Below are 17,084 nucleotides of genomic sequence, written 5' to 3' on the forward strand. Positions count from 1 at the left end.
TGGGGTCTGGATCAACGACCCCTCGCGGCGCTCCACGTGTCCCCCGTGTGCCCCTCCAGCGTGGAGCGGGGCGGCACACTGGGGGACTCACGAGACGGGACGACGGACCTGGACGGTGCTCCGGCTCACTCGTAACAGCTGCTGGCGACTTCCCGCAGCTCGACGATGCCCCACTCACTGGCGGGACACGCGTGGGCATACTCCAGGGCCTCCTCGCGCGTCTTGCAGTTGAGGAGGAAGAAGCCGCCGATGATTTCCTTCGACTCGGTGAACGGGCCGTCGCTCACCGTGCGCTTGCCCCCGTAGTTCTCGATGCGCACCGCGTGGTCATCGGACTTGAGCGCCTCGCCCGTCACGAGCACGCCATTGGTCCGGAGCTTCTCCTGGAAGGCCATCATCCGAGCGTAGGCGGCCTGGCCTTCATCGAGTGGCCGAGCCTGGCGCTTCCCCGGGGCCTCCATCATCAGCAGCATGAATGACATCGCGCTCCCTCCTTTTGAGAGCCGCGACTCTACGCCAGCCCCGTGACACGTCGTCGAGCCACCGAAGGTGCGTTGCTCGCTCTCCATCGCTTGCCCGCCAGTCGCACGGTGCGTTTTTCATTCGGGCGGACCGCGCCGCTTTCCCCTGTCCGGTATCCGACGGGAGTGGACCGCCGCCGCACCATGGGTGAGAGAGGACCGCGCGCCACTCTGGGTGTGCCTCGGTGGTTGACCCCGCGCGTCGGAGAGGGGAGCGTGCAGTGCGATGAGTGCCGGCCCCGACCTGTTCTCTGCTTCCGTCGATGTGAATCGCTTCGCTCCCCTCGCGGAGCGGATGCGTCCACGCACGCCCGATGAGTTCATCGGACAGTCCCATCTGCTCGGCCCGGGAGGTCCGCTGCGCCGGTTGATGGAGCGCAAGCAGATTGTCTCCTCGCTGTTCTGGGGCCCGCCTGGCGTGGGCAAGACGACGCTGGCGCGCATGCTGGCCTCCAGCGTCGACGCGGAGCTGGTCATCCTGTCGGCCGTGTCGGACGGCATTCCCCGCATCCGCGAAGTCGTCGCGGAGGCGGAGCGCGCGCGCAACCAGTACTCGCGCCGGACGGTGCTCTTCGTGGACGAAATCCACCGCTGGGCGAAGAACGTCCAGGAGCAGGCGCTGCCGCACGTGGAGAGCGGCCTGCTCGTCCTGCTGGGCGCGACGACGGAGAACGTCAGCTTCGAGGTGCGACCCGCGCTCGTCAGCCGGTGCCGCGTATTCCAACTCCAGGACCTCACGCTCGCGGACATCCAGGGAGCGCTCCAGCGAGCACTCACCGACGAGAAGCGAGGGCTGGGAAAGCGCAAGCTGACCGTGGGCGAAGACGCGCTCGCGCTGCTGGCGCGGGGCGGGGCAGGGGACGTGCGCAAGGCGCTGGGCGCGCTGGAGATGGCCGCGGGGCTGACGGCGGACGGTGGCGAAATCAACGTGGACACGGCGCGCGAGGCGGTGGGCACGGGGCTCGCGCGGCACGACAAGGATGGAGACCAGCACTACGACCTGCTGAGCGCGCTCCAGAAATCCTGTCGGGGGTCCAACGCGCAGGGCGCCATCTTCTGGGCCGCGAAGCTGCTGCAGACGGGGGACGTGGTGTCGCTGTGGCGCAGGCTCAAGGTCATCGCCGTGGAGGATGTGGGCATGGCGATGCCGGAGGCCATCACCATCGTCCGCGCGTGCGAGGAGAGCTTCCACTCCACGGGCATGCCGGAGGGTCGGCTGTTCGTCGCGCATGCCGTCGTCACGCTGGCCACGGCGCGCAAGAGCAACCGCGCCTATGCGGCGATGAACGCCGCGCTCGCCGCGCTGGAGGAGCACCCCAACGCGGCGCCACCGCTGCCGCTGCGCAACGCGCCCACGGACTTGATGAAGGAGCTGGGGCACGGCAAGGGCTACACCCCGCCCTGGGACTTCAAGGACCACTACGCCCCGGGGCAGACCTACCTGCCCCCGCCGCTGGAGCGCTCCGTCTTCTACCGCCCGAGCAAGGAAGGCTATGAGGCGGAGATCCACGAGCGCATGAGTCACTGGTGGCGCGAGGACAAGGCCAGCCGGGGCGAGTAGGGCCCTGCTACTCCTCCCTGTCGCGCGCGGCTCGAAATAGCACCGCGCGCAGAACGGATGGATGGTGCCCGGCCGTGTCGAGGCGTCCGATGAGTTGGACGAGTCTCAGGCGGACCCACTTGTCCTGAAGGGGAGTGCTTCGCAGCAGGGAGACGAGTCGCGCGAGGACCACACCCCATTCGGAATGGAGACCACGTCGTACGCTGCGTCGGGACCGGCTGCGTGGTTGCAGAAGTCAACGAAAAGCTAGCCCGTGTGGGCGCCCCTCGCAACCCACGGCACACTGTGGCCGTTGGACACCTGTCGGCCTTGAGAGGCTTTCGCGCTCGGGCGCGGGCCGTCCTTGCATCGGCGGACGAGGGTGCTCTATTCCGCCGCGTGACAGTTCCAGAGAATCATCGTGCCATCGAAGCGGTCTGGAGGATTGAGTCCGCTCGGCTCATCGCCGGCCTGACGCGCATGGTGCGCGACGTCGGGCTCGCCGAGGAGCTCGCCCAGGACGCGCTGGTCGCCGCGCTGGAGCGCTGGCCCACGGCGGGCATCCCGGACAACCCGGGTGCGTGGTTGATGGCCACCGCCAAGCGACGCGCCATCGACGAGCTTCGTCGGGGCAAGCGCCTGGAGCGCAAGCACGAGGAGCTGGGCCACGAGTTGGAGTCGGACCAGGCGCACGGCGCCCCGGACCTGGACGCGGCGCTCGACAACGACGTGGGCGACGACCTCTTGCGCCTCATGTTCATCGCCTGCCATCCCATCCTCTCGACGGAGGCGCGCGTCGCGCTCACCTTGAGGCTGCTCGGGGGCCTGACGACGGAGGAAATCGCGCGCGCCTTCCTGGTGCCGTCCCCCACCGTCGCCCAGCGCATCGTCCGGGCCAAGCGCACGCTCTCCGAGGAGAAGGTGCCCTTCGAGCTGCCCCGGGGCGAGGAACTCGCGGTCCGCCTGTCGTCGGTGCTGGAGGTCATCTACCTCGTCTTCAACGAGGGGTATTCAGCGACGGGGGGCGACGACTGGATGCGGCCGGAGCTGTGCGCGGACGCGCTGCGGCTGGGACGCATCCTCGCGGAGCTGGCGCCCCAGGAGCCGGAGGTCCACGGCCTGGTCGCGCTGATGGAAATCCAGGCGTCGCGCTCGCGGGCCCGCGTGGGGCCCAACGGTCAACCCGTGCTGCTGCTCGAGCAGAACCGCGCGCAGTGGGACCAGCTCCTCATCCGCCGTGGGCTCGCGGCGCTGGAGCGCGCGGAGAAGCTGGGCGGGGCGCAGGGGCCGTATGCGCTGCAGGCCGCGCTCGCCGCCTGTCATGCCCGGGCGCGGCAACCGGAGGACACGGACTGGGCGCGCATCGCGTCGCTGTACGCGGTGCTGGTGCGGCTCACGCCGTCGCCCGTCATCGAGCTGAACCGCGCCGTCGCGCTGTCGATGGCGTACGGCCCCGCCGCCGGGTTGGCGGTCGTCGACACGCTGACCGCGGAGCCTTCGCTCGCCAGCTACCACCTGCTGCCCAGCGTGCGCGGAGACCTGCTGCGGAAGCTGGGCCGCTTCGACGAGGCACGCAAGGAGTTCGAGCGCGCCGCCTCGCTCACTCGCAACGCGCGCGAACAGACGCTGCTCCTCGACCGCGCCGCGGCCTGCGCTCGCAAGGAGGCATAGTCGCGCCAGGCTCGCTCGCACCTGCGTGACGCGGGACCTCCGCCTGAGGCTCGAAGTAGCGGGACGCGAGCACGTGCTCCGCGCGAGGGTGACGCAAGGGGTGCCGTCGGCGGCACACGTACTCTCGTGGAAATCTTTCACGGCCCCTGGAGCCGAAGCGTTGACGGGCATGCTCAAGCCCTCGCTTCGTCCCTCGCCAGGCGTGGGTGAGGGTCCGCTGGGGGTTGTCGCCGTGGGAGTTGGACTACCCTGCGCGCATGTGCCGGAACATCAAGCCCCTGTTCAACTTCTCGCCTCCCGCCACGGATGACGACATTCGCGCGGCGGCCCTGCAGTTCGTCCGGAAGATCGCCGGGACTCGCAAGCCGTCGAAGCAGAACGCGGATGCGTTCGAGGTCGCCGTCGAGGAAATCTTCCGAAGCTCGAAGCTGATGCTGGAGGGGTTGGTGGCGACGACGCCCCCGAGAGACCGGGTGCGGTTCGAGGCCCTGAAGAAGCTTCGCTACAAGAAGGCCGACGCCGCCGGCTGAGTCCCGCCCGCGAGTCCTGGCCGCTGACCGACTGTTCCCACGCAGTGCACACGGCGCATGGGGCCGAGGCCGGTCCTTGCGCTCGGAGGTCGTCCGATGATGCGGTCCTCGTGGTGGTCTGTCGTTGCCGTTGCCTCGCTGCTCGCAGTGGGCTGTGGAAGTGAGAGTCCGGAGACCTCGCTGGGAGAGGAGCCCGCGAATACCGCCACCGGGGCGCTCGCATGCAGCACGCGGATCACCTACGGAGACCGCTGGATTCATCCCTTGGGCCACCCCGGGAATGAAGACGTCGCGGCGGACCTGGTGACGTGGGACGGCGTCTGCGTCAACGAGGGTACCAACTCCTACGCAGTGCTCTCCAACGGCTGGAAGCCGTACTTCACGGGCAACAACGCCTGTGTGCTCGCGCTCGACACCACCTGTCCTGGCGCGGGGGTTTGTGCCACGCGAGTGACCTACGGCGCCGCGTGGATGCATCCGGCGAATCACCCCGCGCAATACGACGACGTAGGCGGGCGCGTGTTCTGGGACAGGGCCTGTGTGAATGCGGCCCCCAACTCCTACGCCGTGCTGTCGAACGGCTGGGGGCCCTACTTCAGCGGAGCGAATGCCTGCGGCACGTCCATGCGCTACACGGGCTGCGGCGGCCTGTACCAGAACCCCGTCGTCGCCTCGGACTGCGCGGACCCGGGCGTCATCCATGACGGCACTCGCTACGTGGCCGCGTGCACCTCGGGGGGCGCCGCGAGCGCCTTCCCGCTGCGCGTCTCCACGGACCTGGTGACGTGGACGGGCGCGGGCTCCATCTTCCCCGCCGGGAGTCGGCCGTCGTGGGCGACCGGTGACTTCTGGGCGCCGGAAATCCACCGGGTGGGCGGACGCTTCATCGCGTACTTCACCGCGCGGCACTCGGACGGAAAGCTGTCCATTGGCGCGGCCACGTCCACCAGCGCCACCGGGCCGTTCACGGACCTGGGCCGGCCCCTCATCCACGACGCGGGCATGGGGATGATTGACGCGACGTTCTTCACGGACACCGCCGGGACGGGGTACCTCGTGTGGAAGGCGGATGGGAACGCGGTGGGCCAGCCGACGCCCCTCTACGGCCAGGCGCTCTCCGCGGACGGACTGTCGCTCGTGGGAACCCGGCGCACGCTCATGACCAACAACCTCGCCTGGGAAGGCGGCGTGGTGGAGGCGCCCTGGGTCGTCGCGCGCGGCGGCTACTACTATCTCTTTTACAGTGGTAACGCGTACTACAACAGCACCTATGCCGTGGGAGTCGCCCGGGCCACCAGTCCGTTGGGGCCGTACACCAAGGCGGGCGCGCCCATCCTCACGACGGGAGGCGGCTGGGTGGGGCCGGGCCACAACTCCGTGGTGAACGGACCGGGCGGCGACACGTACATGGTCTACCACGCGTGGAACAGCGCTCACACCGCGCGGGTCATGCTCGTGGACGCCATCACCTGGCCCAACGGCTGGCCCGCGGTGCCGGAGGCGCCCTCGGTGGGCTCGCGTCCCCGGCCGTAGCAGCGGATCGACTGGGGGCACGGCACACCGTGCCCCCTTCCGGCGTCAGGACATTCCGGCGGAGGTGTTGAGCGAGGCCTCGGGGGCCTCGACCTTCTGGGGCCCCAGGGCGGAGCGCTGCAGCCAGCCCGCGAGCCCGAGCAGCACGAGTCCGGATGTCCGCAGCGTGCGCAGCAGCTCCGCGCCATGCGCCGCGTCGCCGGGGAGCAGCGGGGCCAGCCACACGCGCGCGTCGTACAGCAGCCACGTGGCGCCGGACAGGCCCATGGCCCACCACACCCAGGCGAGCCGTCCACCGCGCAGCATGTACGCGACGCTCAGGATGGGGGCGACCAGGAAGATGGTCGTCATGTCCGCCAGCGTCGACGCCAGGCTGATGACCGCCGAGGGCGCGGAGTTGACGCCGGAGGAGAGGTTGCGCACCTCCGTGACGAGCGAGGGGATGCCCACCGCCAGCGCGGCGATGGCCGTCACCGCCCACAGCGCCTTCGTGCGAGGGCTGGACGGAGGCTGGAGGCCCGACTGCCGGTAGGTCATCGCCAGGAGGACCAGCGCGTAGGTGGTGGCGATGTTGGCCAACACCACGGCGACCATGCGGTAGGGCAGCAGCGGCGAGGCCGTGAAGGCGACGTCCGGCACCGTGTGCAGCCAGTAGCTGCGCAGCGCCGCGCTGACCAGGGACAGGGCTGCCCCCGCCGTGAGTCCGCCCCACACCTTGCGCAGGTAGTCCCCGGAGACGAACGCGCTCGCCGCGGCGAACGTGCCGGCGACGGCGAGCAGTCCGCTCACCCAGCCCGCGACGTCATGCACCAACGCCAGCCGCTCGGGCGCCGCCGTCGCGACGGCGAAGAGGTGGGCGAACTGGAGCACCACCACGGCGCCGAACCACGGCGCGACGGAGGCGGAGCGACTGGAAGCGGAAGCGGGGCTCATCGCGCCTTCTCCAGCGAGGTGGCGATTTCCGCGAGGATGACCTTGGCGTGCAGCGCGCCAATGAAGGTGTTGAGCATCGGCTTGAGGCCTTCGAGCAGTTGCGGGAGTTCCTGGAGCGTGACCTGCTCCGGCGGGCGCTTCAGCGCGCGCAACGCCGCCGTGTGGATGGCCATCTTGGCGGTGAAGCCTCCGAGCAGGGGTTCGAGGTGACGCACGAGAATGTCGTGCCAGCCAGCGGGGGCGGTCTGGGAGGACGAGGTGATAATCGCGAACGCTCCTGGTGAGGACTTCCAGGGTAGAGCGAATCCCGAAGACATACGAGCGGCCCGTCCGCGCCTCCCGTCGATTGAGTCCAGCTGCACCTGGATTACAGGGAGAGCCCGTCTTGAGAGCGACAACAGGTGTAGCGGGTGAGGACCGCGCGTGCTGAGCCCGGCCGCCGGATGCACGAGCAGGCATCCGGCGGTGGATGTGGGAGGGTTCAGGCCTTGATGTATCGCTCGAAGACGAAGCCGAAGTCCTTCACCCAGTATTTCTGCTGCGCGCCGGCGAGCCAGGCGAAGGCGGCCTGGTTGAGCTCCTTGAAGGACTCGACGATGGGCGTGGCGCCCGCCTGGCCGCGGCCGAGCGTGGTGGAGGCGACCTCCAGGCTCGTCTTCGCGTGGCTCAAGGAGACTTCGTTCTCGTGCATCAGCTCTGAGATGCGGAACAGGGCCTTGTAGAGGTCCTTCACCTGCTCCAGATGCTTCTTGTGCACGTCGATGGAGAAGTCGCGCGCGCCCAGGCGGAACTTGATTTCGACGTCCATGTCGATGTTGCCCGCCGTCTCGAGCATGACGTGGGAGACGGGGTTGGCGCTGTACGTGTAGCGGCGCAGCATGCGCTTCTTGCTCGCGGCGCTGGTGCCGTCGAGGTGGACGAGCGCCTTGTTGGTGAAACAGTACTCGTCGGACTTGGACTTGATGAGGAAGAAGATCTTCTCCTGGTCCTCGTGCATCACATAGTCGTCGGAGTCCACCTTGTCGTAGTCCGCCGAGGTGATGACGGAGCCGATGTCACTGAGGCCGAGCGCGTCTGCGGCGAGCTTCCCGAACATGTCAAATCTCCCTGTGTGTCAGCTGTATCGAGGTGGAACCGCGTGGGCCGTGTCGAGCCCCGCGCGAGCATAGGAGACGACCCCGTCACAGGTCGAAGCGAATGCCCTGCGCCAGGGGCAGCGCGTCGGAGTAGTTCAGCGTGTTGGTCTGCCGCCGCATGTACGCCTTCCACGCGTCGGAGCCGGACTCGCGGCCTCCGCCGGTGTCCTTTTCGCCTCCGAAGGCGCCGCCAATCTCCGCGCCGGAGGTGCCGATGTTGACGTTGGCGATGCCGCAGTCGGAGCCGGCGGCGGACAGGAACTTCTCCGCGCTCTGGAAGTCGCGGGTGAACACGGACGACGAGAGGCCCTGGGGCACGCCGTTCTGGAAGGTGATGGCCTCGTCCAGCGTCCGGAACGGCATGACGTAGAGGATGGGCGCGAAGGTCTCCGCCTGGACCCACGCATCCGTGGGCTTCACGCCGGTGATGAGCGTGGGCTGCACGAAGTGGCCGTCGCGCTCCAGCGCCTTGCCCCCGCTGACGATGCGGGCCCCGGCCGCGCGGGCCTGGGCGACGGTGGCCTCGAAGCGTTGCACGGCGGCCCGGTCGATGAGGGGACCCATCAGCGTGCCCGGCTCCAGCGGGTCGCCGATGCGCTTCTCCACCTGGGCGTAGGCGGCGGCGAGTCGGCCCACCACGTCGTCGAGGATGGACTCGTGGACGAAGAGCCTCCGGGTGGTGGTGCAGCGCTGGCCCGCGGTGCCCACCGCGCCGAAGACGATGGCGGGAATCGCCAGCTTCAGGTCCGCGGTGGCGTCCACGATGATGGCGTTGTTGCCGCCCAGCTCCAGCAGGCTCCGCCCCAGTCGTTGCGCCACGCGCACGCCCACCTGCCGCCCGACGGCGGACGAGCCGGTGAAGCTCACCAGCGCCACGCGCGGGTCCTCCACCAGTCGCTCGGCGCGCTCGGTGCCCGAGGCGTTGAGCAGGAAGAAGACCTCCGGGAAGCCGCCGGCCTTCAGCGCGGCGTTGCAGATGCGCGTCGCCGCGATGGCCGTCAGTGGCGTCTTGGGCGAGGGCTTCCAGATGGACACGTCGCCGCACACGGCGGCGATGAACGCGTTCCAGGCCCAGACGGCCACGGGGAAGTTGAAGGCGCTGATGATGCCGACCAGGCCCAGGGGATGCCATTGCTCATACATCCGATGGCCCGGGCGCTCGGAGTGCATCGTCAGGCCATAGAGCATGCGCGACTGGCCCACCGCGAAGTCGGCGATGTCGATCATCTCCTGCACCTCGCCGTCGCCCTCGGCCTTCACCTTGCCCATCTCCAGCGCGACGAGCGAGCCGAGCGCGTCCTTGTTCCGGCGCAGGGCCTCGCCACACAGCCGGATGGCCTCACCCCGACGGGGAGCGGGCAGCGCGCGCCACGCCACGAAGGCCTGGGCGGCGGCGTGCATCAGCTTCTCGTGGTCCTCCGCGCTCGCGGACGACACGGTCGCCAGGCGCTGGCCATTGGAGGGATTGAAGACCTCCAGGGCCGGCTCGGAGGAGGAGCCGGTCCACTCGCCGTGACCGAGATAGCTGCCAGGGTTGTGCTCGGTCAGGCCGAGCGCGTCGAGGATGGGGTGGAGCATGGGCGTCTTCCTACAACGTCGGTGGCTTCCTGGCGACCGGCGGCGGAGGCGCGCGGCCCGGCTGCGTGAGGACCCAGTCGACGAAGGTCCGCGCCGCGGCCCGGAGCCGGCGGTGGGAGGGATACACCACGAAGTAGGAGTAGCGCGTGGGCAGCGAGGGACCGGGCAGTCGGACGAGGCTTCCGTTGGAGAGAAAGGGCTCGGAGACCTTGTCCCGCGCGAGCGCCGCGCCCAGCCCCCGCGCGGCGGCGAGCAGCGCGTTGGTGGTGTCGCTGAACGAGTAACGGACGTCGATGCGCGCGCCGTGCACCTCGGCGGCGCGGAACCAGTCCTGCCAGGACTGCCGCGCGTGGTCCCCGACGAGCGGCAGCTTCTGGATGTCCGCCGGGGCCGACACGTGCTCGACGCCGGGCAGGTCCGGGGAGGCCACCGGGAACATGGCGTCTGGCATCAGGTGGTGGGCGGTCATCCCCGGCCAATGGCCCAGGCCATAGCGGATGCCCAGGTCGGGGCCTCCCTCGTCGAAGCTCGTCAGCGCCATCTCCGTGTCGATGCGCACCCGCACGTGCGGGTGGGCCGAGGTGAAGTCCGGCAGGCGCGGCAGCAGCCAGGTGTGGGAGAGCGAGAGCATGGTGGTGATGCGCACGCGGTGGCGCTCTTCCCGGGTGTCGCCCAGGTCTCGCATCACGTCGTCGATGTCCGCCAGCGCGCTCTGCGCGGCGTCGGAGAGCTGACGTCCCTCTATCGTCAAGGACACGCCGCGCGCATGCCGCTGGAAGAGGGTGACGCCGAGCAGTCCCTCCAGCTTGCGCACATGGTGGCTGACCGCGCTGGCCGTCAGATGGAGCTCCTCCGCCGCATGGGCGAAGTTCTGGTGGCGCGCGGCCGCCTCGAAGGCCGCCAGGGCCGGCAGCCAGGCCGTGGGAAGGGGCATGCGAGCCTCAAATCACACTTGTGGCTGCCCTCAAAACCATGAGGTTGCAGGCAGAGGGGAGCGGGCGCAGAAAGAGGGTGACCGGAGCCAGATTCGCGCCTCGCCATCACCCTCCTATGGAACGCCCCATGAATTCTTCCACGCTTGCCCGTCCCGCCGTTCCCTCCCTGTCCGGTGCCTGGCTCACCCCGTTGGAGCTGGGGTTGCTGGGGGCCATCTGGGGCTCCTCCTTCATGTTCATGCGCATCGCCGCGCCGGACTTCGGGGCGCTTCCGCTCGTCTCGGTGCGACTGGTGCTGGGGTCGCTGGTGCTGATGCCGTTCCTCGTGCGCCACCGAGCGGTCTTCACCCGCTCGCACTGGCCGAAGCTGGCGCTGGTGGGCGCGCTCAACGCGGCGGTGCCCTTCGCGCTCTTCGCCTGGGCCGCCCAGCGCGCGCCGGCGGGCATCAGCGCCATCGCCAACAGCATGACGGTGCTCTTCACGGCGCTGGTGGCCTTCCTCTTCTACGGAGAGCGCATCGGCGGGCGGCGGGCGGTGGCGCTCGTCATGGGCTTCACCGGCGTGGTGGTGCTGGCCAGCGGGAAGATCGCCGGAGCCAGCCCGGGCCTCGCGGTGGCGGCGGGCGTGTCCGCGGCCTTCCTGTACGGCGTCGCGGCGAACCTGGTGCGCCGTCACCTCACGGGCCTGCCGGCGGGCGCTGTCGCGGCGGCCACACTGGGCTTCGCGGCGCTCCTGACGTTGCCTTTCGCGGTGGCCTCCTGGCCCACCCAGCCCATCCGGGGAGTGTCCTGGCTGTCGGCGGTCACGCTCGGCGTGCTCTGCACGGGGATGGGTTATGCGCTGTACTACCGCCTCATCCAGCGCGTCGGCGCGCCCCGCGCCGTCACCGTCACGTACCTGCTGCCGCTGTTCGGGGTGGCCTGGGCGTGGCTGCTGCTGGACGAGCCGGTGACGCTCACCATGGTCGCCGCGGGCGCGCTCATCCTGGGCAGCGTCGCACTGAGCCAGCGACAGTCTTCCTGAGGGAAGCCCGCCGCCGGCCCGGCTGGCAGTGGCTCAAGGACAGCCGGAGCTGACCTGGAGCGAGTCATAGGCCATCCACCCGTTGCGCTTGGTTCCGGTGGTGGCCGCGATGACATAGCCATACAGGAACTTCATCTCCCCGGACTGCTGGCGATAGCGGCCCGCGCTGTCCTGGACCCAGAGGGGGATGTCGATGGAGGGAATGCCAGACTCCGTGGGCACGTCCAGGCGCTGGAACTTCGTGCCCGCGGGGAAGTGGTCCACGGCCGGTCCGCCCAGCGCCATGCCCGGGACGTTGAAGATGAGGTTGACCGAGCGCAGCCCGTTGGCGCGAACCAGCGGCAGGTAGTCTCCGGCGCGCTCGTGCGTCGCCTCGCTGTCGTAGACGACCTTCTTGAGCTCCAGCACCGGGTCATGCGAGTTGCGCACGGCGTAGCAGCCCAGCTTGTTCAGCCCCGCGCCGAGCGCCGAGACATGGCCGACCTTCTGCTCGAAGGACGTGCGCCCCAGGATGCTGGAGATGGGCAGCCACCCGGCGCTGGAGTTGGACGTGGAGACCGCGAACGCATACAGCTCTCCCGCGAACGTGCGCGTCTGCCCATAATTGAAGGCGGCGCTGGTGCGCGTGTTCGTCCCAACCACGGTGCCGTTGCCGTCCCGGATGGGGACCCCCGTCGAAAGCCCCCAGTTGTCGTCCGCCGGGTCATTGGTGGGGACGCGGTTGCCACCGTTCACCTGCAGCTTGCAGTTGTAGGGGCTCACCAGGCAGTAGTCGCCGTTCACCCCGGCGAAGGCCGCCTGCTCCCGCGTCGACAGGTCTCCCTCCGCCTCGATGCCCTCCGCGGGGGATGCGCCTCCGCAGGCGGTGGTCGTCGACAGGAGGAAGGTCAGACTCGTCAAAAGCAGTTTTCGCATATTTACAGGAACTAGTTGAAATACCTTGTTGTCGTCAATGCGCGCTTCGTCGAGCACAGGCAGTGCGTGTGGCGGCGCGGAGAAGTCAGACAGTGGACAGGCCCCGAGGTGTTTCGACGGCCCGGGACTCGACACGGCTCGCTGTGAGGGATTGCGGCGAGAGCGCCGTGCGTCGGCCTGTCATTGGCCCGGCGTTGGCGACTCCCACGGAGTCCACCTGGGGTCTGGGGCTTGGGGGTAGTCTCCGCGGCGCGATGGCCCGCCCCACTGACGTCTCCGTTCCCCCGCGCCGCTTCCATGACGAGCCGCTCGTCCTCATCCTCCGCCACCTGAAGGCGATGCTCGACGGAGCAGGCGCGGTGCGCATCGAGGTGCCGGACCCGGACCTGGGCCGGGGCTGCTATCCGGGAGAGCGGGTGGGGCCGGGGGGCGGGCTGGTGCATCGGCCGCTGCGGAGCTGGTGTGATTTGGCGGAGGGACTGGCCTGTCGCCTGCTCACGCCGCGCGGCGTGGACGACACGCACGTCTCGCTCACCTTCGAGCCCCTGGGCCCCGAGGCGCCCTGGCACGCGGGCGGCTCGGGGCCGGACGACGCGACGTCGCCCCAGGAGCGCTACGGCGCGGACTCCGCCTTCTCCCGCGTGCGCAAGCTGGAGGACGCGGGCTTCCTGTGTCCCTGGCTGGAGGTGCTCGGCCGGGTTCGCCTGCCCGAAGGGGCGCGGGTGCTGGACCTGGGCGTCAATCGGGGAGACGAGCTCGCCGCCTTCGCCTGGCTGGAGGGCGCGCCGGACGTCACCTTCGTGGGTGTGGACCACAGCGCCAGTGCGCTCGCGGAGGCGCGGGCCCGCTTTCCAGACGCGCGTCACTCCTTCCTCGTCGCCGACCTCAACGCCCTGCCGGAAGGGCTGGGCCGCTTCCACCTCGTGGTCTCCGTGGGCACGTTGCAGAGCCCCGGCGTGGATGACCACGCGCTCCTGCGCACGCTGGTGCAGGAGCACCTGGAGCCCGAGGCCACGCTCGTGCTCGGCTTCCCCAACTCCCGCTTCCGTGATGGCGAGGTCGTCTACGGCGCCCGGGTGCGAAACCTGCGCGAGCCCGACCTCTCCCTGCTCGTGAAGGACCTGTCCTTCTACCGCCGCTACCTGCACCAGCACGGCTTCCGCACGTTCCTTGGTGGCAAGTATGACCTGCTGCTCACGGCGGTGCGCGGCCCGGGTCAGTCCTCGGCCTGAACGTCCTCGGGCTTGACGCCCCAGTCCGCCAGCACCTGCGCTTCGTCCTCTTCGCTCTTCGTCTTCTTGAAGCGGGCATCGGACACGCCCTTCACCCGTCGCTCGCACGCGGCCCACGTCGAGTGGCGCTTCACGCTGCGGCCCACCTGGCTCAGGTAGGAGTGCGCCTTGGTCTTTCCCTTCTCCTCGCGGGGCTTCTCTGGAGGCAGGGACGTGTCCTCGGGCACGTCGTACACGTCCACGTCGTAGCCCACGAGCGAGCCGGTGTAGAGCCGCATGCCCTTGCCGCGTGAGAACGAGACGGCGATGGCGTCCACCCGCTCGTTGCCCGGCACGCCCACGTGCCCGCGGACGTAGTGCCACTCCACGGCGGCGGCCTCGCCCGAATGCGTCTGCTTGCGCTGGGCCAGGAGCGCCATCAACCGCTTCCAGTAGAGCGTGTTGGCCACCTCCTTGCCGTCGGCCGTCTTCCAGCCGCGCTTGCTCCAGCCGAACGCCCAGCGGGTGGCGCCCTGAATCACATAGGTGGAGTCCGTGTGGATGTGCAGCGGCCCCGGCGTCGCCTCCAGGTGGCGCAGTGCCTTGCCCACCGCCGTCAGCTCCATCCGGTTGTTGGTCGTCTCCGGCTCGTGGCCGCCCAGCTCCGTCACCTGTCCGTCGGGCGTGGCGATGAGGGTGCCCCAGCCTCCCGGGCCGGGGTTGCCGGAGCAGGCTCCGTCGGCGAAGACGAACGTGGCGTGGCTCTTCATGCCGCAACCCTAGGCGGCCCCGGGTTCGCCCTGCCAGGAAGACTCGCGCCGCGGGCGTCCTCGGGCTGACACGGAAGTCGTGATTCCATGCACAGCCGGAAGACTCCCTCCCTGGAGCTTCCTTCTGGTACGTGGCTTGCTCTCGGCCTCCCACGCTCGGGCCCATGGGTCGCGGGTGTCCGAGGGAAAGCCAGTCATCGACATGCAGACCGAGCATCCCGCCGCTCCACGCCCCCTGAGTCCCTCCCGGCCCCATCCCTCGCGTGCCCGCGCCTGGGCCGCGCGACTGGCCCTGCTGGTGGCGAGCGTCGCCTCGGTGGCCACCTCCATGTCGGGCCCGCCGCCCGTCGTCGTCGAGTCCGAGCCGGGGGTGCTGTCGCTGTCGCCGACGTCTCCCACCGCCCGCGTGGCCCTGCCGGTGAGGATGTTCGTCCCCAATGGCTCCAAGCAGACGGTCTGGGCGACGATGCGCGCGCCGCTCTTCGTGAAGTGGACGCCGGATGCGCCGGGCGACGAGGCGCAACCCATCGTCAAGGCGAAGCTGGTCTTCGGTCCTCGCCCGGTCAAGGAGATCTCCTCCGCGCCCGTGACGGCGGGAGACGCCGGCGCGGTGCGCTTCGAGGCCTTGTCGGATGGCGATGTCTGCCAGCTCGAGCAGCCGTGTGAGTGGGAGGCGGCGCTCGAGCTGTCGCTCCAGGACGCGACCCTCCAGGGCACCGTGGACGTGGAGTGGCGCATGGTGGTGGAGGTGAGCATCGACGACACGGAGGACTCGGCGCCGGATGGGTTCGAGGTCCTGGTGGGGCCTCGCTGAGACGTGCGTGCCTCCGTCCCCACGGCCCAGGTGAGCCCCTCGCCGGGCGACACGCTCCTGCACCCGCTCGTGTTCGGCGCGGTGCTGGTGCTGGTGCTCAATGACCACGTGTTGAAGGCCCGCTGGCCATCGTGGTGGACGGGCAAGCTGTCGGACGTCGCGGGGCTGGCCATGTTCCCGCTCCTGCTCCAGGGGCTCTGGGAGCAGTCGTGCGAGCGCGGGGCCCGCGCCTTCCAGCCCTCTCGCGCGGTGCTGACCACGTGCCTGGTGCTGACGGCGCTGGTCTTCACCGCCATCAAGGTGTTCGAGCCCGCCGGTGACTGCTGGCGCTGGGGGCTTGGCACCTTGCAGTGGCCCGTGCGTGCCGCGTGGGCGTGGCTGTCGGGGCGCTCGATTCCAGGCGTGGCGCCGGTGGCCCACACGATGGATGTCACGGACCTGCTGGCGCTGCCCGCGCTGGTGGTCTCGCTGTGGCTGGGTTCGCGGCGCGTGAATCACACGCGCTGAGCGCGGCTCGTCTCAGGGATGCGGGCACGACGGGCATGACGCTCGTCACCCGCGAACGCACGGCTTCGCTTCAGGAGCCGTCTCCCCGAGGGAGCAGTCGTGAACGAGAACCTCTTCAGTCAGTCGTACAACCAAATCATCAACGGTGCGCTGGGCGGCGACGCGCCGAACTTCCAGATGCTCGGGACGCCCATGGCGTTCAACTGGGCGCCGGCGCCCCAGGGTGAGCTCAACTCGCACGCGTACCAGGTCATCAGCGGCATGCCGCGGTGGTCCCCCCTCGGCGCGTACAGCACCCTGGACGCCTCCTTCGCGGACTCCTACCGGCAGGCGCTCCACCACATCTCCTTCAAGGTCAGCCCCGAGCGGCAGAAGGACCTGAACGCGCTGCGCATCCAGGTCACCCTGCGCGAGAACGAGATGTCGCAGGCCATCACCAACCTGAACCAGGCGTACCTGAGCCAGCGGCAGAACGGTGGCGCCTACTTCGAGCGCAAGTACCCGGACGTGGATACCTGGGTGGACCTGGGGCCGGGGAAGACCTACGCGCAGATCTGCGACAACGCGAACCTGGCCTTCCGGCGCGCGTCCCAGTTGGTGTTCGAGCTGGAGATGGCGGGCATGCCCGCGTCGCTCCAGTCGTCCATCGACGCCATCAAGCTGCCGTCCGGGAACCCGGGCAGCGGGCCGGCTCCGCGCGGCTGGACGAAGGTGCAGGACGGCTCGGGTGTGCTGCGCTATCAGCCCGACTACATCGTCGGGAAGGACGGCGACACGTGGCGCGAGGAGCTCAAGAAGGGCTCCATCGGCTCCTTCTCCGTGACGCTCAAGGCGTCGGACCAGACGGTGGACTACTCGCGCAGTTGGGCCCAGGCCTCCGCCAGCTACGACAAGCCCTTCTGGGGTGTGTCGGCCAGCGGCAGCTGGGAGAAGATGGACCTCACCGCGACGGACAAGAACGTCACGGCCACCATCGCCGTCAAGTCGTCCACCATCGTCCCCGTCACGCCGGGTGCCTGGTACGACGGTGGCTTCATGGCGGACGTCGCGCGCGGCAAGGGCGGCGGCTACGAAATCCTCAACCCCTGGGTGGCGAAGGGCGGAGAGGGCAGCTCGTCGCTGTTCGGTCAGCATGGCCTCCTGGCCTCGCGCATCAGCGGGCTCGTGGTGGCGTACCAGCCGCGCTTCTCCATCGAGATGAGCGAGGCGACGTACGAGCGGCACTACGAGAAGTTCGAGGCGAGCCTGTCGCTGCGAATCGGGCCCTTCTCCTTCGGTGGCAGCGGCGGGCACGAGAGCAACTACGAGCACAGCACCGATGGCAAGACGACCTTCGAGGGCGGCTCCACCTCCGAGGACCCCATCATCATCGGCGTGCTGGTGTCCTTCCCTGGCCTCAACCAGGCGTAGTCGCGCCCCCGTCCGGTTCCTCGTTCATTCACGCATTCATTCCGGCCCTCTCCGCT

17 protein-coding genes are annotated in these 17,084 nt (G+C 69.5%); 9 read left to right on the top strand and 8 right to left on the bottom strand.

Annotated features, from left to right (window positions below; all coding sequences use genetic code 11):
* Positions 1–125 precede the first annotated feature (125 nt).
* Positions 126–482 (bottom strand): YciI family protein, encoded by a 357-nt coding sequence (locus HUA78_RS42000; protein WP_174459256.1) that lies wholly within the window; start codon positions 480–482, stop codon positions 126–128.
* Positions 483–747: 265 nt separating this feature from the next.
* Between HUA78_RS42000 and HUA78_RS42005 the strand changes: the two genes are divergently transcribed.
* From HUA78_RS42005 to HUA78_RS42020, 4 genes are all read left to right on the top strand, one after another.
* Positions 748–2,082: a replication-associated recombination protein A gene (locus tag HUA78_RS42005; RefSeq protein WP_141644678.1), complete on the top strand. Its 1,335-nt coding sequence runs from the start codon at positions 748–750 to the stop codon at positions 2,080–2,082.
* A 378-nt stretch (positions 2,083–2,460) separates the two neighbouring features.
* On the top strand, positions 2,461–3,732 hold the full coding sequence (locus HUA78_RS42010) for an RNA polymerase sigma factor (RefSeq protein WP_174459255.1): 1,272 nt from the start codon (positions 2,461–2,463) through the stop codon (positions 3,730–3,732).
* A gap of 257 nt (positions 3,733–3,989) precedes the next feature.
* Entirely contained in the window at positions 3,990–4,262 is a 273-nt protein-coding gene (locus HUA78_RS42015; protein WP_174467696.1) for a DUF2277 domain-containing protein, read from the top strand.
* 99 nt (positions 4,263–4,361) lie between these two features.
* On the top strand, positions 4,362–5,795 hold the full coding sequence (locus HUA78_RS42020; protein WP_174478789.1) for a glycoside hydrolase family 43 protein: 1,434 nt from the start codon (positions 4,362–4,364) through the stop codon (positions 5,793–5,795).
* A 45-nt stretch (positions 5,796–5,840) separates the two neighbouring features.
* Here HUA78_RS42020 and HUA78_RS42025 read toward each other — a convergent pair whose 3' ends face one another.
* The 5 genes from HUA78_RS42025 to HUA78_RS42045 form a co-directional block, all read right to left on the bottom strand.
* A complete protein-coding gene (locus HUA78_RS42025; protein WP_174467695.1) occupies positions 5,841–6,728 on the bottom strand; it encodes a hypothetical protein in 888 nt (295 codons plus the stop codon).
* Entirely contained in the window at positions 6,725–6,943 is a 219-nt protein-coding gene (locus HUA78_RS42030) for a hypothetical protein (protein WP_141644684.1), read from the bottom strand. The genes HUA78_RS42025 and HUA78_RS42030 overlap by 4 nt, the downstream gene beginning before the upstream one ends.
* A 266-nt stretch (positions 6,944–7,209) precedes the next feature.
* On the bottom strand, positions 7,210–7,824 hold the full coding sequence (locus tag HUA78_RS42035) for a PH domain-containing protein (RefSeq protein WP_141644685.1): 615 nt from the start codon (positions 7,822–7,824) through the stop codon (positions 7,210–7,212).
* A gap of 85 nt (positions 7,825–7,909) precedes the next feature.
* On the bottom strand, positions 7,910–9,442 hold the full coding sequence (locus tag HUA78_RS42040) for an aldehyde dehydrogenase family protein (protein WP_174467694.1): 1,533 nt from the start codon (positions 9,440–9,442) through the stop codon (positions 7,910–7,912).
* Between the two features lie 10 nt (positions 9,443–9,452).
* Complete coding sequence (locus tag HUA78_RS42045) at positions 9,453–10,376, bottom strand: LysR substrate-binding domain-containing protein (protein ID WP_174467693.1); 924 nt, start codon at positions 10,374–10,376, stop codon at positions 9,453–9,455.
* A 128-nt stretch (positions 10,377–10,504) separates the two neighbouring features.
* On the opposite strand from HUA78_RS42045, the gene HUA78_RS42050 reads away from it, so the two are divergent.
* Positions 10,505–11,401, top strand: a complete 897-nt coding sequence (locus HUA78_RS42050; RefSeq protein WP_174467692.1) for a DMT family transporter — start codon at positions 10,505–10,507, stop codon at positions 11,399–11,401.
* A 33-nt stretch (positions 11,402–11,434) separates the two neighbouring features.
* On the opposite strand, the gene HUA78_RS42055 is transcribed toward HUA78_RS42050, so the two are convergent.
* Entirely contained in the window at positions 11,435–12,316 is an 882-nt protein-coding gene (locus HUA78_RS42055; RefSeq protein ID WP_141644689.1) for a hypothetical protein, read from the bottom strand.
* 254 nt (positions 12,317–12,570) lie between these two features.
* Here HUA78_RS42055 and HUA78_RS42060 point away from each other — a divergent pair, with 254 nt between their 5' ends.
* On the top strand, positions 12,571–13,548 hold the full coding sequence (locus tag HUA78_RS42060; RefSeq protein WP_174478780.1) for a bifunctional 2-polyprenyl-6-hydroxyphenol methylase/3-demethylubiquinol 3-O-methyltransferase UbiG: 978 nt from the start codon (positions 12,571–12,573) through the stop codon (positions 13,546–13,548).
* On the opposite strand, the gene HUA78_RS42065 is transcribed toward HUA78_RS42060, so the two are convergent.
* Positions 13,533–14,297, bottom strand: a complete 765-nt coding sequence (locus HUA78_RS42065; protein WP_141645216.1) for an RNase H family protein — start codon at positions 14,295–14,297, stop codon at positions 13,533–13,535. The two genes, HUA78_RS42060 and HUA78_RS42065, sit on opposite strands and share 16 nt — an antisense overlap.
* A 202-nt stretch (positions 14,298–14,499) precedes the next feature.
* Between HUA78_RS42065 and HUA78_RS42070 the strand changes: the two genes are divergently transcribed.
* The 3 genes from HUA78_RS42070 to HUA78_RS42080 all read left to right on the top strand — a co-directional run bounded on the left by HUA78_RS42070 (position 14,500) and on the right by HUA78_RS42080 (position 17,028).
* Positions 14,500–15,111, top strand: a complete 612-nt coding sequence (locus HUA78_RS42070) for a hypothetical protein (RefSeq protein ID WP_174478781.1) — start codon at positions 14,500–14,502, stop codon at positions 15,109–15,111.
* Positions 15,112–15,114: 3 nt separating this feature from the next.
* Positions 15,115–15,618 carry a hypothetical protein gene (locus HUA78_RS42075; RefSeq protein WP_371745791.1) on the top strand — a complete coding sequence of 168 codons (504 nt, stop codon included), beginning with the start codon at positions 15,115–15,117 and terminating at the stop codon, positions 15,616–15,618.
* 99 nt (positions 15,619–15,717) lie between these two features.
* A complete protein-coding gene (locus HUA78_RS42080; RefSeq protein ID WP_174468514.1) occupies positions 15,718–17,028 on the top strand; it encodes a hypothetical protein in 1,311 nt (436 codons plus the stop codon).
* The last annotated feature ends 56 nt before the right edge of the window (positions 17,029–17,084 follow it).

The sequence above is a fragment of the Myxococcus sp. CA033 genome (assembly GCF_013336625.1).
Taxonomy (GTDB): Bacteria; Myxococcota; Myxococcia; order Myxococcales; family Myxococcaceae; genus Myxococcus; species Myxococcus llanfairpwllgwyngyllgogerychwyrndrobwllllantysiliogogogochensis.

Excerpts from the sequence above, each read along its gene's own strand:
- HUA78_RS42000 (WP_174459256.1), bottom strand. The coding sequence starts at position 482 with ATGTCATTCATGCTGCTGATGATGGAGGCCCCGGGGAAGCGCCAGGCT.
- HUA78_RS42005 (WP_141644678.1), top strand. The coding sequence starts at position 748 with ATGAGTGCCGGCCCCGACCTGTTCTCTGCTTCCGTCGATGTGAATCGC.
- HUA78_RS42015 (WP_174467696.1), top strand. The coding sequence starts at position 3,990 with ATGTGCCGGAACATCAAGCCCCTGTTCAACTTCTCGCCTCCCGCCACG.
- HUA78_RS42020 (WP_174478789.1), top strand. The coding sequence starts at position 4,362 with ATGCGGTCCTCGTGGTGGTCTGTCGTTGCCGTTGCCTCGCTGCTCGCA.
- HUA78_RS42025 (WP_174467695.1), bottom strand. The coding sequence starts at position 6,728 with ATGAGCCCCGCTTCCGCTTCCAGTCGCTCCGCCTCCGTCGCGCCGTGG.
- HUA78_RS42035 (WP_141644685.1), bottom strand. The coding sequence starts at position 7,824 with ATGTTCGGGAAGCTCGCCGCAGACGCGCTCGGCCTCAGTGACATCGGC.
- HUA78_RS42040 (WP_174467694.1), bottom strand. The coding sequence starts at position 9,442 with ATGCTCCACCCCATCCTCGACGCGCTCGGCCTGACCGAGCACAACCCT.
- HUA78_RS42045 (WP_174467693.1), bottom strand. The coding sequence starts at position 10,376 with ATGCCCCTTCCCACGGCCTGGCTGCCGGCCCTGGCGGCCTTCGAGGCG.
- HUA78_RS42050 (WP_174467692.1), top strand. The coding sequence starts at position 10,505 with ATGAATTCTTCCACGCTTGCCCGTCCCGCCGTTCCCTCCCTGTCCGGT.
- HUA78_RS42055 (WP_141644689.1), bottom strand. The coding sequence starts at position 12,316 with ATGCGAAAACTGCTTTTGACGAGTCTGACCTTCCTCCTGTCGACGACC.
- HUA78_RS42060 (WP_174478780.1), top strand. The coding sequence starts at position 12,571 with ATGGCCCGCCCCACTGACGTCTCCGTTCCCCCGCGCCGCTTCCATGAC.
- HUA78_RS42065 (WP_141645216.1), bottom strand. The coding sequence starts at position 14,297 with ATGAAGAGCCACGCCACGTTCGTCTTCGCCGACGGAGCCTGCTCCGGC.
- HUA78_RS42070 (WP_174478781.1), top strand. The coding sequence starts at position 14,500 with ATGCAGACCGAGCATCCCGCCGCTCCACGCCCCCTGAGTCCCTCCCGG.